This is a genomic window from Pollutimonas subterranea, from assembly GCF_002849655.1.
Classification (GTDB): Bacteria; Pseudomonadota; Gammaproteobacteria; order Burkholderiales; family Burkholderiaceae_B; genus Pollutimonas; species Pollutimonas subterranea.
This window is the reverse complement of the sequence record NZ_PDNW01000007.1, coordinates 84,904-98,380: the sequence shown is the minus strand read 5'-3', so window position 1 is coordinate 98,380 and position 13,477 is coordinate 84,904. Positions and strand designations below refer to the sequence as shown.

8 protein-coding genes and 2 riboswitches are annotated in these 13,477 nt (G+C 60.4%); of the genes, 1 reads left to right on the top strand and 7 read right to left on the bottom strand.

Going from position 1 to position 13,477, the window contains the following annotated elements:
• Positions 1-50: 50 nt before the first annotated feature.
• From gcvP to gcvT, 3 genes are read right to left on the bottom strand one after another with little or no spacing between them, the layout of a single operon-like run.
• A complete protein-coding gene (gene gcvP / locus CR159_RS10195; protein WP_102073848.1) occupies positions 51-2,951 on the bottom strand; it encodes an aminomethyl-transferring glycine dehydrogenase in 2,901 nt (966 codons plus the stop codon).
• 45 nt (positions 2,952-2,996) lie between these two features.
• Complete coding sequence (gene gcvH / locus CR159_RS10190) at positions 2,997-3,377, bottom strand: glycine cleavage system protein GcvH (RefSeq protein WP_102073847.1); 381 nt, start codon at positions 3,375-3,377, stop codon at positions 2,997-2,999.
• A gap of 45 nt (positions 3,378-3,422) precedes the next feature.
• Positions 3,423-4,517: a glycine cleavage system aminomethyltransferase GcvT gene (gene gcvT / locus CR159_RS10185; RefSeq protein WP_102073846.1), complete on the bottom strand. Its 1,095-nt coding sequence runs from the start codon at positions 4,515-4,517 to the stop codon at positions 3,423-3,425.
• A gap of 56 nt (positions 4,518-4,573) precedes the next feature.
• Positions 4,574-4,683: riboswitch (glycine riboswitch) on the bottom strand.
• Between the two features lie 21 nt (positions 4,684-4,704).
• A riboswitch (glycine riboswitch) is annotated at positions 4,705-4,793 on the bottom strand.
• 99 nt (positions 4,794-4,892) lie between these two features.
• On the opposite strand from gcvT, the gene CR159_RS10180 reads away from it, so the two are divergent.
• Complete coding sequence (locus CR159_RS10180; protein WP_102073845.1) at positions 4,893-5,717, top strand: ParB N-terminal domain-containing protein; 825 nt, start codon at positions 4,893-4,895, stop codon at positions 5,715-5,717.
• Here the strand turns inward: CR159_RS10180 and CR159_RS10175 are convergent.
• The 4 genes from CR159_RS10175 to CR159_RS10160 form a co-directional block, all read right to left on the bottom strand.
• Positions 5,714-6,955 (bottom strand): BaiN/RdsA family NAD(P)/FAD-dependent oxidoreductase, encoded by a 1,242-nt coding sequence (locus tag CR159_RS10175; protein WP_199173283.1) that lies wholly within the window; start codon positions 6,953-6,955, stop codon positions 5,714-5,716. The genes CR159_RS10180 and CR159_RS10175 overlap by 4 nt on opposite strands.
• 5 nt (positions 6,956-6,960) lie before the next feature.
• Positions 6,961-9,225 (bottom strand): arginine/lysine/ornithine decarboxylase, encoded by a 2,265-nt coding sequence (locus CR159_RS10170; RefSeq protein ID WP_102073844.1) that lies wholly within the window; start codon positions 9,223-9,225, stop codon positions 6,961-6,963.
• 13 nt (positions 9,226-9,238) lie between these two features.
• Positions 9,239-9,805 carry a dCTP deaminase gene (gene dcd, locus CR159_RS10165; protein WP_102073843.1) on the bottom strand — a complete coding sequence of 189 codons (567 nt, stop codon included), beginning with the start codon at positions 9,803-9,805 and terminating at the stop codon, positions 9,239-9,241.
• Positions 9,806-9,883: 78 nt separating this feature from the next.
• Entirely contained in the window at positions 9,884-13,477 is a 3,594-nt protein-coding gene (locus CR159_RS10160; protein WP_233208258.1) for a translocation/assembly module TamB domain-containing protein, read from the bottom strand.

Sequence of the window (13,477 nt, the reverse complement as noted above, 5' to 3'; positions counted from 1 at the left end):
GCATACAGATCCCGCCGGTCACCGCCGGCGAGATCTGTACCTGCACTTTATTACGCAGCCGACGGCTCCGTCGCCGCCCCGTCTTCAATGTAGTCTTCCAGCGGCGGGCAAGAACATACAAGGTTGCGATCGCCATAGGCGTTGTCCACGCGCGCGACCGGCGGCCAATACTTGCCGGCCCGCAAGCTGGCCAGTGGATAGGCCGCCTGCTCGCGCGTGTAGTCGTGGTGCCATTCGGTGACCATCAGCATCTGCGCGGTGTGCGGCGCGTTCTTCAACACGTTGTCCTCGGCGTCGCTGAGGCCCTTCTCCACGGCTTCGATTTCGCCGCGAATGGCTATCATGGCGTCGATGAAACGATCGAGCTCGGCCAGGCCTTCGGATTCAGTAGGCTCGACCATCAGTGTTCCCGCGACCGGGAAGCTCATGGTGGGCGCATGGAAGCCGTAGTCGACCAGGCGCTTGGCGATGTCCTCAGCGGAAATCCCGCAGCTGTCCTTGATGGGCCGTATGTCCAGGATGCATTCGTGCGCCACCCGGCCATTGCGGCCGGCGTAGAGGATCGGGTAATGCTTCTGCAGTCTTGCCGCGATGTAGTTGGCGTTCAGGATGGCCACCTCGGTGGCTTCCAGCAAACCTTCCGATCCCATCAGCGTGATGTACAGGTAGGGAATAGGCAGAATGCTGGCCGAACCATAAGGCGCCGCCGATACCGGACCCACTGCCGTACCGGACGGCAGCTGGCCGGCTTCGTCGAGAATGCCGGGCAGGTAGGGCGCCAGGTGCGAGCGAACCGCTACCGGACCTACGCCCGGCCCACCACCTCCGTGGGGAATGCAGAAGGTCTTGTGCAGGTTAAGGTGCGAAACATCGGAGCCGAACTTGCCCGGTTGGGCCAGGCCCACCATGGCATTCATGTTCGCGCCATCCAGGTACACCTGGCCGCCTGCCTCGTGCACCAGCTCGCAAATCTCGGTGATTGCTAGCTCGAAGACCCCGTGCGTGGACGGATAGGTGATCATCAAGGCCGCCAGGCGATCGCCCACCTTGGCAATCTTTGCCTTCAGGTCGGCCACGTCGACGTTGCCATTTTCGTCGGACGCCACCACCACGACTTCCATGCCGGCCATTTGTGCCGAAGCGGGATTGGTGCCATGGGCGGAGGCGGGAATCAGGCAGACGTCGCGCTGATGCTGGCCATTGGCCTGATGGTAGCCACGTATGGCCAGCAGACCGGCGAATTCGCCCTGTGCACCGGAGTTGGGCTGCAGGCTGATCGAGTCGTAGCCCGTGATCTCGCACAGCGAGGCCGAAAGGCGATCGATAAGCTCCTTATAGCCCTGGCTTTGCGAGGCCGGAGCAAAGGGATGCATGTTGCTGAATTCCGGCCAGGTGACCGGGATCATCTCGGCCGTGGCGTTGAGCTTCATGGTGCACGATCCCAAGGGGATCATGGTGCGATCCAGTGCAAGATCCTTGTCGGCCAGCCCGCGCAGATAGCGCAGCATGTCGGTCTCGGAGCGCACACGTGAAAACACGGGATGCGACAGGACGGGCGAAGTGCGCAACAGCGCTGCCGGAACACCATGGCTTGCGGGCAGCTCATGGTTACCAGCGGCATCCCAGGACTTGCCCACGCCGGCGGCGAACACCTGAAGCAGGCCATGCACGTCGGCGACGGTAACGGTTTCATCCAGCGATACGGCCAGGCTTGTGGCGCTGACCTGGCGCAGGTTGATGGACGCGGCTTGTGCGGCCTTGACGATAGCCGCCGTGTGGGTGCCCGTGTCGAGCAACAAGGTGTCGAAATATGATGTGTTCGCGATGCCGATGCCCAGGTCGCCCAGCGACTTGCCAAGGAAAGCGGTAAGGTAGGCGACGCGTTCGGCGATACGCTTCAAGCCGGCGGGACCGTGCCATACGGCATACATGCCGGCCATGACCGCCAGCAAAACTTGCGCGGTGCAAATATTCGAGGTGGCTTTTTCGCGCCGGATATGCTGCTCGCGCGTTTGCAGGGCAAGGCGCAGCGCCGGAGCCCCCTGACTGTCTTTGGACACGCCCACCAGACGGCCAGGCATATTGCGTTTGAAGGAATCTTTGCAGGCCATGAAACCGGCGTGCGGGCCGCCAAAGCCCAGCGGCACGCCGAAGCGTTGCGCCGACCCGATGGCGATATCGGCGCCCCACTCACCGGGGGGCGTCAGCAGCGCCAGTGCAAGCAGGTCAGTTGCTACGGCCACGACTGCCCCTTGGGCATGGGCTGTTTCGGTCAATGCCCGGTAGTCGCCGATGCCGCCCAGGCTGTGCGGATACTGCAGCAAGACGCCGAAGCAGTCGGGCAGCCCCTGCGCTTCGTCGCCCACGACGACACTGATATCGAGACCAATTGCGCGCGTGCGCAGGACTTCCAGCGTTTGAGGATGGCAGTGCACAGAAGCAAAGAACACATTGCTTTTGGATCGCGAGCCGCGCCGCGCAAGCCCCATGGCCTCTGCCGCCGCGGTGCCTTCGTCCAGCAGCGACGCATTGGAGATATCAAGGCCGGTAAGATCGGCGACCATGGTCTGGTAGTTGAGCAGGGCCTCAAGGCGGCCCTGCGAGATCTCGGGCTGGTACGGCGTGTAAGCCGTGTACCAGGCCGGATTCTCGAAGATGTTGCGCAGGATGACATTGGGCACGTGCGTGCCGTAGTAGCCCTGGCCGATATAGTTGCGGAAAACCTGATTGCGCCCGGCAATTTCCTTGAGCTCGGCCAAGGCGTCGGCTTCGCTGCGGGATGCGGGCAGTTTCAACGCCCCGCGTTTCAGGATGCTGGGCGGCACGACTTCCTGCACCAGGGCATGCAGGTCGGCAACCCCGATGACGGACAGCATTTTTGCCTGGTCGGCCGCAGCAGGCCCGATGTGGCGGGGAATAAAATCAGTATGGGGGTCTAGTTCACGCAACATAAATCAACCTAACAGTACGGGTGTGCCGCAAATGCGTTAATGGAATCAGCCGTTGTCGGCAATGGCCTGGTAGCCATCGGCATCGAGCAGGCCGTCGAAATCGGCCATGTCGTTGGGCTTGATCTTGAAGATCCAGGTGTCGAAGGCAGCGTCATTGATCAGGTTGGGCTGATCGGCAAGGGCTTCGTTGTAGGCAACGATTTCGCCGTCGACAGGGGCGTAGATGTCGGAGGCCGCCTTGACCGATTCGACGACGCCGGCGGTTTCACCTTGGGTCAGCGCGGTGCCGGGGTTCACATCGCCCACAAACACCAGGTCGCCCAATTGTTCCTGGGCGTTATCGGTAATGCCGACGGCCAGCACGTCGCCATCGACTTTTACCCACTCGTGCGAGGACGTATATTTGCGATCGCTTGGAAGATTCATGATTAACCCCGTATAAAGAAAAAATGTTCGTTGTTGGAAGCTGTATTAGGCAACAATTTGGCCATTGCGCACAAATGGCATTTTCACGATTTCCGCCGGCAGCCATTTGCCACGGATTTCCACCTGGACCGGGTCACCGGGCTTGACACCGAGGGGAACCCGGGCCATGCCGATGGAGACGCCTATCGTCGGCGACATGGATCCGCTGGTGACCTCGCCTTCACCCTGCTGCGTGCGCACCTTCATGTGGCTGCGCATTACGCCGCGCTCAAGCAGCTTGAGTCCGACCAGAGTGCGGTCGACAGCAGCAGATTCAAGCGCTTCGCGCCCAATGAACTGGCGTTCGGGATCTTTGAGTGCAACGGTCCAGCCCAATGCCGATACCAGCGGGGTGACCTGTTCGTTCATGTCCTGGCCATACAGGTTCATGCCGGCTTCCAGGCGTAATGTGTCGCGCGCACCCAGTCCGCAGGGGCGCACCCCGTTCTCTTGCAGGTCACGCCAGAAGGCTTCAACCTGCTCGGCAGGCAACACGACTTCAAAGCCGTCCTCACCGGTGTAGCCGGTACGGGCAACCAGGATGTCATCGTCGACGAATGCCCCCGTAAAGGCGGCCAATGCGTATGTGTCCGCTTCCCAGGCCGGACGTGCGGCCCATACCTTGTTGCGAGCATTGGGCCCCTGGATGGCGACCATGGCAAGGTCGCGGCGCGGCGTGATACTGACGTCAAAGTTTCCGGCCTGTGCCTGTTCCTGCATCCAGGCGATATCGTTGTCGGCCGTGCCGGCGTTGACCACCACGCGCCATTGGTCGGCACTGAAGAAGTAGACGATCAGGTCGTCGATGACGCCGCCTTGTGGATTAAGCATGCACGAATAGAGCGCTTTGCCGGGTATCGTCAGTTTGCTGACGTCGTTGGCCAGCAGGCGCTTCAGGAAGGCTTCGGCATCGGGGCCGCCAACGTCGACATTCAGCATGTGCGAAACGTCGAACATGCCGGCATCCTGGCGCACGGAATGATGTTCTTCCAGTTGCGAGCCATAGGCGACGGGCATGTCCCATCCGCCGAAATCGACCATTTTGGCGCCGGACTGAATATGGACGGCGTGCAGGGGGGTATGCTTCAGGGCGGGCGACATGAGGACTCCAGGCAGAACAGAAAAAGGAACGACGCAGGCCACCGGTATGTGGCCACCACCGCCCTTCTGTCCTTTTGCCTGAGAGTTAGCCCTTGTACAGGGAGTTCACCTTCGGCGCCCGCAGCGGTGCCATAGTGGCAGCGCGAGTCTCTCCAGAGTGCTGCCTTGTATGTTTCAAGAACCAGACAATACAAGAGCGGTACAGGGTACCTGAGCGATTCTGGGCGAATTGCGCCTTCGGTGGCCGGAAACCCGGCACTCTCCCACTCTGTGTAATGACAGCAGTCGCAAAGCATAACGCGAAAGCGCAAGAACGACAAACGGAAAGTTGGCGCCTGTGTACACTGTTTCGCTATCGTTATCTTTCACCCGAACATGACCATTACCATCAACGAAAGCCTACGGGCCTATATCGACCCACTCACCTCCGACGAATACGCTGCGCTGGAGCGCAGCCTGCTTGCCGAAGGGTGCCGCGATGCGCTGGTGTTGTGGGGCGATGTCCTGGTGGACGGACACAATCGCTATGGCATCTGCCAGAAGCATGGCATTGCGTTCAACACCATCCAGAACACCACATTCAAGTCCATGGACGACGTCCACCTGTGGATGATAGACAATCATCTGGGGCGGCGCAGCGTATCGGATTTCCAGCGAGGCGTACTCGCGCTACGCAAGAAAGAAATCGTATCGGCGCGCCTGGCGCAGGAACAGGCCGAACAGGCCGCTGCGGAACTGGCGGGCGCACCGGAAGCCGCGCATCCATCGCAACCAGAACCGCCCTGGACCCGCGAAGCCGTCGCACGGGCAGCAAGGGTGAGCAGCGCAACACTTGGCCAGATTGAAAAAATCCAGAAAACGGCGGCTCCCGAGCTGGTCAGTGCCGTGAAATCGGGCGTGGTGTCCATCAACGCCGCCGCGGCGGTGGCTTCCCTGCCCAGCGAGAAGCAAGTGGCAGCCGTTGCAGGAGGCAAAAAAGAGCTGCGCGAGGCGGCCCGCCAGGTCCGCGAGTCGCGCCTGGCATCCAAGCCCAGGCCGCTAGTCGAAGAAGCGCCCATCGACGCAACACCCGAGGAGGCCGAAATCCATCGGCTGAATCAATTGCTTGCCGCGCTGATGGAAGAGCGCGATCAGCTGAAAAAGAAAGTCCAGCACCTGACCATCGCCCTTGCCGAGGCGCGCGCTGGTCAACCAGGTTAGCCGGAGACGGCCCGCCCACACGCTACCCCCGATGCCCATGCCCATTGGAAGTTGTAGCCGCCCAGCCAGCCAGTTACGTCCACCGCCTCGCCCACGAAATACAGGCCGGGCACGGCGGTGACTTCCATGCTTTTCTGGTTCAAGGCGCGCGTGTCCACGCCGCCGCGCATGACCTCGGCCTTTTTATAGCCGGCGGTGCCATTGGGCACCAACGACCACGAATGGATCTGCTGTGCCAGATGCCGCAGCATCTTGTCCGGCGTATCGGCCAGGCGCATGGCGCCAGGGTCGTCGCCCATGCCTTCGATATTGGCCAGCCACTGATCCGCAAGGCGCTTGGGCCATAAGCCCGCCAGCACCGTACTCAGTTGCTGGCGATTGCCGGACTTGACGTCCAACAGATCGGACTCCAGGTCCTGATGCGGTGCCAGATCCACGTGTATGGGTTCCCCGGGATTCCAGAAACTGGATATCTGCAGGATGGCCGGGCCGGACAGGCCCCGGTGCGTGAACAGCAGGTCTTCCAGGAATTCCGTTTGCCGTGCTTTACCCGCAGCAGGCTTCTTGCGTGTGCCGACGTCATTTTTCACGATGACCTCCAGCGCCAAGCCGCTGAGTGCGGCAAATGGCTGCCACTGCTGGGCGTCGAAAGTCAGCGGCACCAACGCCGGTCGGGGTTCTACCACCTTCAGGCCGAACTGACGGGCTATGCCCAGGGCGAAGTCCGTCGCGCCCAATTGAGGAATGGCCATGCCGCCCGTCGCCATGACCAGCTGGCGCGCCGATATTGCGCCCAGGCTGGTGCGCAGCATGAAGCCACCCTGGTCCTGCGCAATCTCATTGACCGAACAAGGCATGCGCCATGCCACGCGGCCTTCATCGCACTCGCGCTTGAGCATGGCGATGATATCTTCGCTGGACTCATCGCAGAACAGTTGCCCTCGATGTTTCTCATGCCAGCGTATGCCGTGTTTCTCGACCAGGTCGATGAAATCGCGCGGCGTGTAGGCCGCCAGCGCCGAGCGGCAGAAATTGGGATTCTGCGACAGGAAGTTGGCGGGCGTGGTGCCGATATTGGTGAAGTTGCAGCGTCCACCGCCCGAGATGCGAATTTTCTCGGCCAGCTTGGAGGCATGATCAATCAATACCACGCGCTGGCCGCGCTGGCCGGCCACGGCGGCGGCCATCATGCCCGCCGCCCCCGCACCGATCACGGCCACATCAAAACGACTGGTCACGCGCGCTATTCTTCTTCTTTGATGCAGTCGACGTAATACCTTTCCTTGCCATCGGCGTCGATATCGTGCGCCAAGCCATGAACATAGGTTTCAAAGCCGGGGAACTTGGCGTTGAATTCGCGCGCAAACTGCAGGTAATTCACGATACGCTTATTGAAGCGTTCGCCCGGAATCAACAAGGGAATGCCGGGCGGATACGGCGTAAGCAGCACACCGGTGACGCGACCCTCCAGGTCGTCGATGGAAACCCGCTCGGCCTCGCGGTGGGCCATCTTGGCGTACGCGTCGGACGGCTTCATGGCCGGAACCATATCGCTAAGGTAAACCTCGGTCGTCAGGCGAGCGAGGTCGTACTTGCGATAGGTTTCATGGATCTGCTGGCACAAGTCGCCCATGCCCATTTTTTCGTACATGCGGTGCTGCTTGCAGAAATCGGGCAATATGCGCCAAAGCGGCCTATTCAAGTCGTAATCGTCCTTGAACTGTTGCAGCGCGGTCACCAGCGTATTCCAGCGGCCCTTGGTGATGCCTATGGTAAACAGGATGAAGAAGGAATACAGCCCCGTCTTTTCGATGACCACGCCATGTTCGGCCAGGTACTTAGAAACCAGTGCCGCCGGCACGCCCGTCTCGGCAAAGGTGCCCGAAATATCGAGCCCCGGCGTCACCACCGTGGCCTTGATCGGGTCCAGCATATTGAAGTCTTCGGCCAGGTCGCCGAAGCCGTGCCATTCGTCGTTCGACACCAGGAGCCAATCATCGCGATGGCCTATGCCATCCGCCACCAAGCGATTCGGCCCCCAGACCTTGAACCACCAGTCGTTCTTGCCGAATTCGGACTCCACCTTGCGCATAGCGCGGCGGAAATCCAGGGCTTCCGAGATGCTTTCTTCCACCAGCGCAGTGCCGCCGGGAGGTTCCATCATGGCAGCGGCCACGTCGCAGGAAGCAATAATGGAATATTGCGGCGACGTCGACGTGTGCATGAGGTAAGCCTCGTTGAACACATTGCGGTCCAGCTTGCGATTGACGGAGTCCTGCACCAGAATCTGCGAGGCCTGTGACAGGCCGGCCAGCAACTTGTGCGTCGAGTGCGTGGCAAACACCATGGCGTCCGTGCTAAGCGGACGATTCTCGCCGATGGCGTGCATGTCTTTGTAGAACTCGTGGAACGAGGCGTGCGGCAGCCAGGCTTCATCGAAATGCAGCGTATCGATTTCGGAGCCGAGCTTTTCCTTGATCATTTCCACGTTGTAGATGACGCCGTCGTAAGTGCTTTGCGTCAGTGTCAGGATGCGCGGCTTCTTGTTCTTGGCATTGCGCGCGAACGGATTGGCTTCGATCTTCTTGCGGATGTTTTCCGGCTCGAACTCGGCCAGTGGTATCGGACCGATGATGCCCAGGTGGTTGCGCGTGGGACGCAGGAACACAGGAATGGCGCCGGTCATGGTAATGGCGTGCAGTATGGATTTATGGCAATTGCGATCCACCACCACCACGTCGTCGGACGCCACATTGGCGTGCCACACGATTTTATTGGACGTGGAGGTACCGTTCGTCACGAAAAAGCAGTGGTCGGCGTGGAATATGCGCGCGGCATTCAATTCCGATTCGGCGATCGGCCCGGTGTGGTCCAGCAACTGCCCAAGCTCGTCGACCGCATTACAGACGTCGGCACGCAACATGTTTTCACCAAAGAATTGGTGAAACATCTGGCCGACCGGGCTCTTCAGGAAAGCAACGCCGCCCGAGTGGCCGGGACAATGCCAGGAATACGAGCCATCGGATGCGTACTTGACCAGCTCGCGGAAAAACGGCGGCGCCAGGCCGTCCAGGTAGGAGCGTGCCTCGCGAATGATGTGCCGCGCCACGAATTCGGGGGTGTCCTCGAACATGTGAATAAAGCCGTGCAATTCGCGCAGGATATCGTTGGGGATATGCTGGGAAGTACGCGTTTCACCATATAGGTAGATGGGGATGTCTTCGTTGCGGAAACGCAGTTCGCCGATGAAGGACCGCAGGTTCTTGATGGCATTGGCCACGTCTTCGGGCGAATCGACGTCGAACTCCTCATCGTCGATCGACAAGATAAACGCACTGGCGCGACTTTGCTGTTGCGCAAACGAACTGAGGTCGCCGTAGCTGGTAACGCCCAATACCTCGACGCCCTCGTTCTCGATGGCGGCCGCGAGGGCGCGGATACCAAAGCCGGAAGCGTTTTCGGAGCGGTAGTCTTCATCGATGATAACGATGGGGAATCGGAATTTCATTTAATAGCTCCTGCTAAGTGCGAGGCAGGGTCACGCCGCGCTGACCCTGGTACTTGCCGCCACGATCACGGTAAGATGTTTCACAAACTTCGTCGCCTTCGAAGAACAGCATCTGCGCGCAGCCTTCACCCGCGTAGATCTTGGCTGGCAACGGCGTAGTATTGGAAAATTCCAGCGTGACGTGCCCTTCCCATTCAGGTTCCAGAGGCGTCACGTTGACGATGATGCCGCAACGGGCATATGTGCTTTTCCCCAGGCATATGGTGAGAATACTCCGCGGGATCCGGAAGTACTCGACGGTACGGGCCAGGGCGAAGGAATTCGGCGGAATGATACATACGTCGCCCTTGAAGTCGACAAAGGACTTCTCGTCGAACGCCTTGGGGTCGACGATGGTCGAGTTGATATTCGTGAATATCTTGAATTCATCGGCGCAGCGTACGTCGTAACCATAGCTGCTGGTGCCGTAGCTGACAATCTTGTTGCCGTTGACCGACCGCACCTGGCCCGGCTCGAAAGGTTCAATCATGCCGTCGGCGGCGGCAACGCGCCGGATCCAGCCATCATGTTTAATGCTCATAGCCCTGACCTTAGTAAAGTGGCGCGTATTTTATCGCTCTTACGCAGTCAGCACGCCCACAGTGGAAAAAAAACAAAATCAATCCCTCGAGAACCATCGATACACCAGGGCAAGCCCGTTTATGGTTCCCACGCTGAGCTCGGCAGTAAGCCCGCGCGCCAGGCGGTAGGTGGCCCGTCCGACCGTACCGGTGTCGGACAGCGCCTGTTGAATACTCAAGTTAATACCGTTGGTCAGCGTCTTGCTGACCGACACGAATTTGCGTTCGATATCGCTGGTGCCGCTATCCAGGCCGCTGACGACGCTCTCGGCCGGCAGGATGCTGCCCGCGCTGCCCAGCTGGCCTGACTTCATGCTTACCTCGTCGATGCCAAACTTGCGATAAAACGGCTCGCCGCTGCCCAGGAAAGAGGTGCCGACCGAGAACAGCAAGGCCATGTCCCCACCCGATTCATCCGCCGCATGGCCCAACAACAGCCATGACAGTTTTTCGATTTCGCTGACTGCCGGATAAGACACCAGGTCTATGCGTGGCCGCTTGGCGGTTCCGGCCACGCGCACGCCTGCCTCGACGGCCAGGCCTGTGCGCAAGGCCTCGATGTCAAGGACCGGGCTGGTGATATCGCCCTGGAAGGTGATGGTGCCTCGGCGCAGCTGCAAGCGCTGGCCATAGGCTTCAATCGCACCGCCTCGGGTATTCAAGGCGCCAACACCGGTCAGCTTCCCCTGTCTCATCGTGATGTGCAGCTGTCCGATCAATCCGGAATTCAGTCCGTAGCCAGTCAGATAGAAGCGGCGACCAAGATCGACATCCAGGTCCATGGAAATGTCCATGGGCACGGCGGGCGCTTTCTTGGCGTCGCCGGGGCGCATCACCACCACGTCGCTGTCGACCGTGGGAATGCCGCCCAGCATGTCAAGATCGAACCAGCCGGCATCGGCCGTAATGGCGCCATTGATGGCGATCTTGGGCAGTTCTATGGCGAGGCGCAACTTGCCGGTGATCATGGCATAGCGGTCCGAACGCTGCAGTATCGGATAGCGGTAAAGATCCAGGTCGATGATTCCGCTGGACTCGAACAAGTTCCAGTCGCCGGTAATCGTCAACTTGCCGTTTTTGGCATCCGGATTCGTCTTCAGCCATTCTGCCGTGCGCCATTCTTTAGGCTCGACCCGCAGCAGCGCCGGAAAGTTCAGGCTATCAAGAATCAGCCGCTCGTCCTGCAGCCTGGCCGACAGCGTACCGTCCAGCAACCGTATGCCGTCATCAATGCGGACAAGACGTATCTTCTGGCCGGAAATGGTTCCAGTACTGTTCCAGGTACCGTCAGGCTTGCTCTGCAATTCGACATTTGCCTGCACGGCCCCGCCCAGCTCCATCGCGTCGTCCAGGAAAAGACTGGTCCAGCCCAGGTCGTCGATATTGGCATCGAGTTTTACCGTCTTGGCGTCCTTGGGGTTAAGTACGATGCCGCCGCCGGGCGTGGCGTGGATCAAGGTTTCGGCGCTGGCCGAAACCTCGCCCATGCGGGCGGTCTTCAGATCCAGGTCGGCGGTCAAACGGCTGGTTGAGCCGTTGGTGGCCTTGGCATTCACGTCCAGGGAAAAAGCTTGCAGGCCCAGCGGGAATGCCGGCTCGGCGGGAACCATGACATCGCCCGAAACGCGCTCAATGTGCGCACGGCCTTCCAGCGCGCCGGCAAATTTCAGATCCCAGTCCAGGGCAAACACGACCTCGGACTTGTCGTCGCCCTTGTTGGCCTTGATCGTGATGCCGCCGCGATCGGCCTCTTCCTTGGCCTCGACATCCAGCTTCTTGCGCAGTTCCTCAACCAGCGCCGCGGAAACCGGCAAGCTGGCGATAGCACCCTCGGTTTCCCAGCGTCCCGGCCCGCCCCGCGAACCCTTGTGGCTCAATGTGAACAATGTACGTGCGCCCATTTGGACATCCACACGGGTGCTCCCGACCTGCCACTGCCATGCCGGCGCCACCTGGCCGGGCAAAAAGCTGATAATGGTGGTCGAGTCCGAGTGCAGGCCCAAGCCGGCATGATCGACGTCCAGCGCCAATATTTTCCCGCGCCAGCCGTGGATGCTGTCCTGTTCCGTAGGCCCTTTTCCCCATGCGCCTTCCAGCTTTATCGTTGCCTTGGCTGGTGCACTACCGACCTGCTGCGGCTTGCTCTTGTCCGGCGTGTATTGGGCGGTAATCTGCGCGCTGTGATTCGCGGGCGTCCCGGCCACCTGTCCGATCAAGCTTGCGCCACCCGTCACACCCGGCCAGAAAGCCGCAAGATCAGGCGCCGCCAAATCCAGCTTCAAATCAGTGTGGACCGAGCCAAGTCCACCTTGCGCGCGAAGATGATTCTTGCCCAGGCGCAGATCCATGTTCAGCGATGCCAGTTGCAGGGACTGCCATAGCGGCGCGACGGGCGACGGCACGGTTGCGGCTGGAGCTGCTACCGGCGAGGGCGTTGCCGCGTTGACCATCTTGCCCTTCAACTCGCCAGACAGCGGTTGCTTGTTCCAGTGCGAGCCATCGGCAAAGCTCAAGGCTACATCGCCCGACACCAGCTCACTGTGGCCGCGCAGCGCCACATCGAAATCGGCTGAAGTCGTTATGACGGCCGGCGGTATGGAATCGCCGACAAGCGCACCCACATCCAGCTTTTCTGTACGCAGCGTACCCACCACGCGGTCCAGTATTACGTCACCAGCCACGCTGGACGACCAGTCCAGATCGGCATGCAAGGACGAATCGTCTGCCAGCTGCAATGCGACTTTCCCGCCTTTCAGGGGAAACGCGGCGCGCGGCGCGAGCGATATATCGGCGTCCAGGCTCATTCCTTGGCCGCTGCCCTTGATGACGACGCCAAGCGACTCCATGCTGCCTTCAATCGTCGTGTCGATGTCCAGCGAACAGGGAACGCTTTCTCCCTCCTGCGCCGGCGCAATCACGGTACCCGCCTGTCCTTCGGTTTTCTTCGCCGGCAAGGAGGGCAGGAAACGATTCAGGCATAGTGGCGAATCGGCGGTCAGGCCTACCGCCTGGGTCGTCAGATGCGCCCGGCTCGGCCATGGATCACTCAGACTCAGCACATCAAGCTCGCCTTTGAAGGTGGCGAGCCCCTGCTCGTGCCCCAACTCCACGCTATCGATGACCAGCTTCCCGCCATTCTGGTCCAGGGTGATCGACGTGGCGAGATCACGAATGCTCATCGGAATGAGGTCGCCGTTCTGGTGAACGATCAATTCATCCAGAGCCAGACGATCAATGGCAATGCTGAAGGGCAAGGCCGGCATGGAAAAAGGCTCGCCCGGCGTCTCGTCGGCGCTGGGCGCGAGGTTGATCGTGACAGATTCAGCAGCCAGTTCCTGCACATGCAAACGACGCTGCAACAATTCCGGCCAGCGCGCCTGCACATGAAAACGACCCAGCTTGACGCTCGCACCGGGAAAGCCGGCATCGAAGTCATCGACATAAAGGCCGTTCCAAATACTTCCCGACACGCCCGCCACTTGGCCGCCCAGCTGCTCGGCCGCCGTGATGACGGCCCACCGGCTGCCCGCCGGCGTGGCAAGCACCCAATACAGAAAGCTGCTGCACACTAGCAGCAGCACGACGATGATGGGACCGATCCAGATGAAAATCCCGCGCAACCAGCGCAACAC

Excerpts from the sequence above, each read along its gene's own strand:
- gcvP (WP_102073848.1), bottom strand. The coding sequence starts at position 2,951 with ATGTTGCGTGAACTAGACCCCCATACTGATTTTATTCCCCGCCACATC.
- gcvH (WP_102073847.1), bottom strand. The coding sequence starts at position 3,377 with ATGAATCTTCCAAGCGATCGCAAATATACGTCCTCGCACGAGTGGGTA.
- gcvT (WP_102073846.1), bottom strand. The coding sequence starts at position 4,517 with ATGTCGCCCGCCCTGAAGCATACCCCCCTGCACGCCGTCCATATTCAG.
- CR159_RS10180 (WP_102073845.1), top strand. The coding sequence starts at position 4,893 with ATGACCATTACCATCAACGAAAGCCTACGGGCCTATATCGACCCACTC.
- CR159_RS10170 (WP_102073844.1), bottom strand. The coding sequence starts at position 9,225 with ATGAAATTCCGATTCCCCATCGTTATCATCGATGAAGACTACCGCTCC.
- dcd (WP_102073843.1), bottom strand. The coding sequence starts at position 9,805 with ATGAGCATTAAACATGATGGCTGGATCCGGCGCGTTGCCGCCGCCGAC.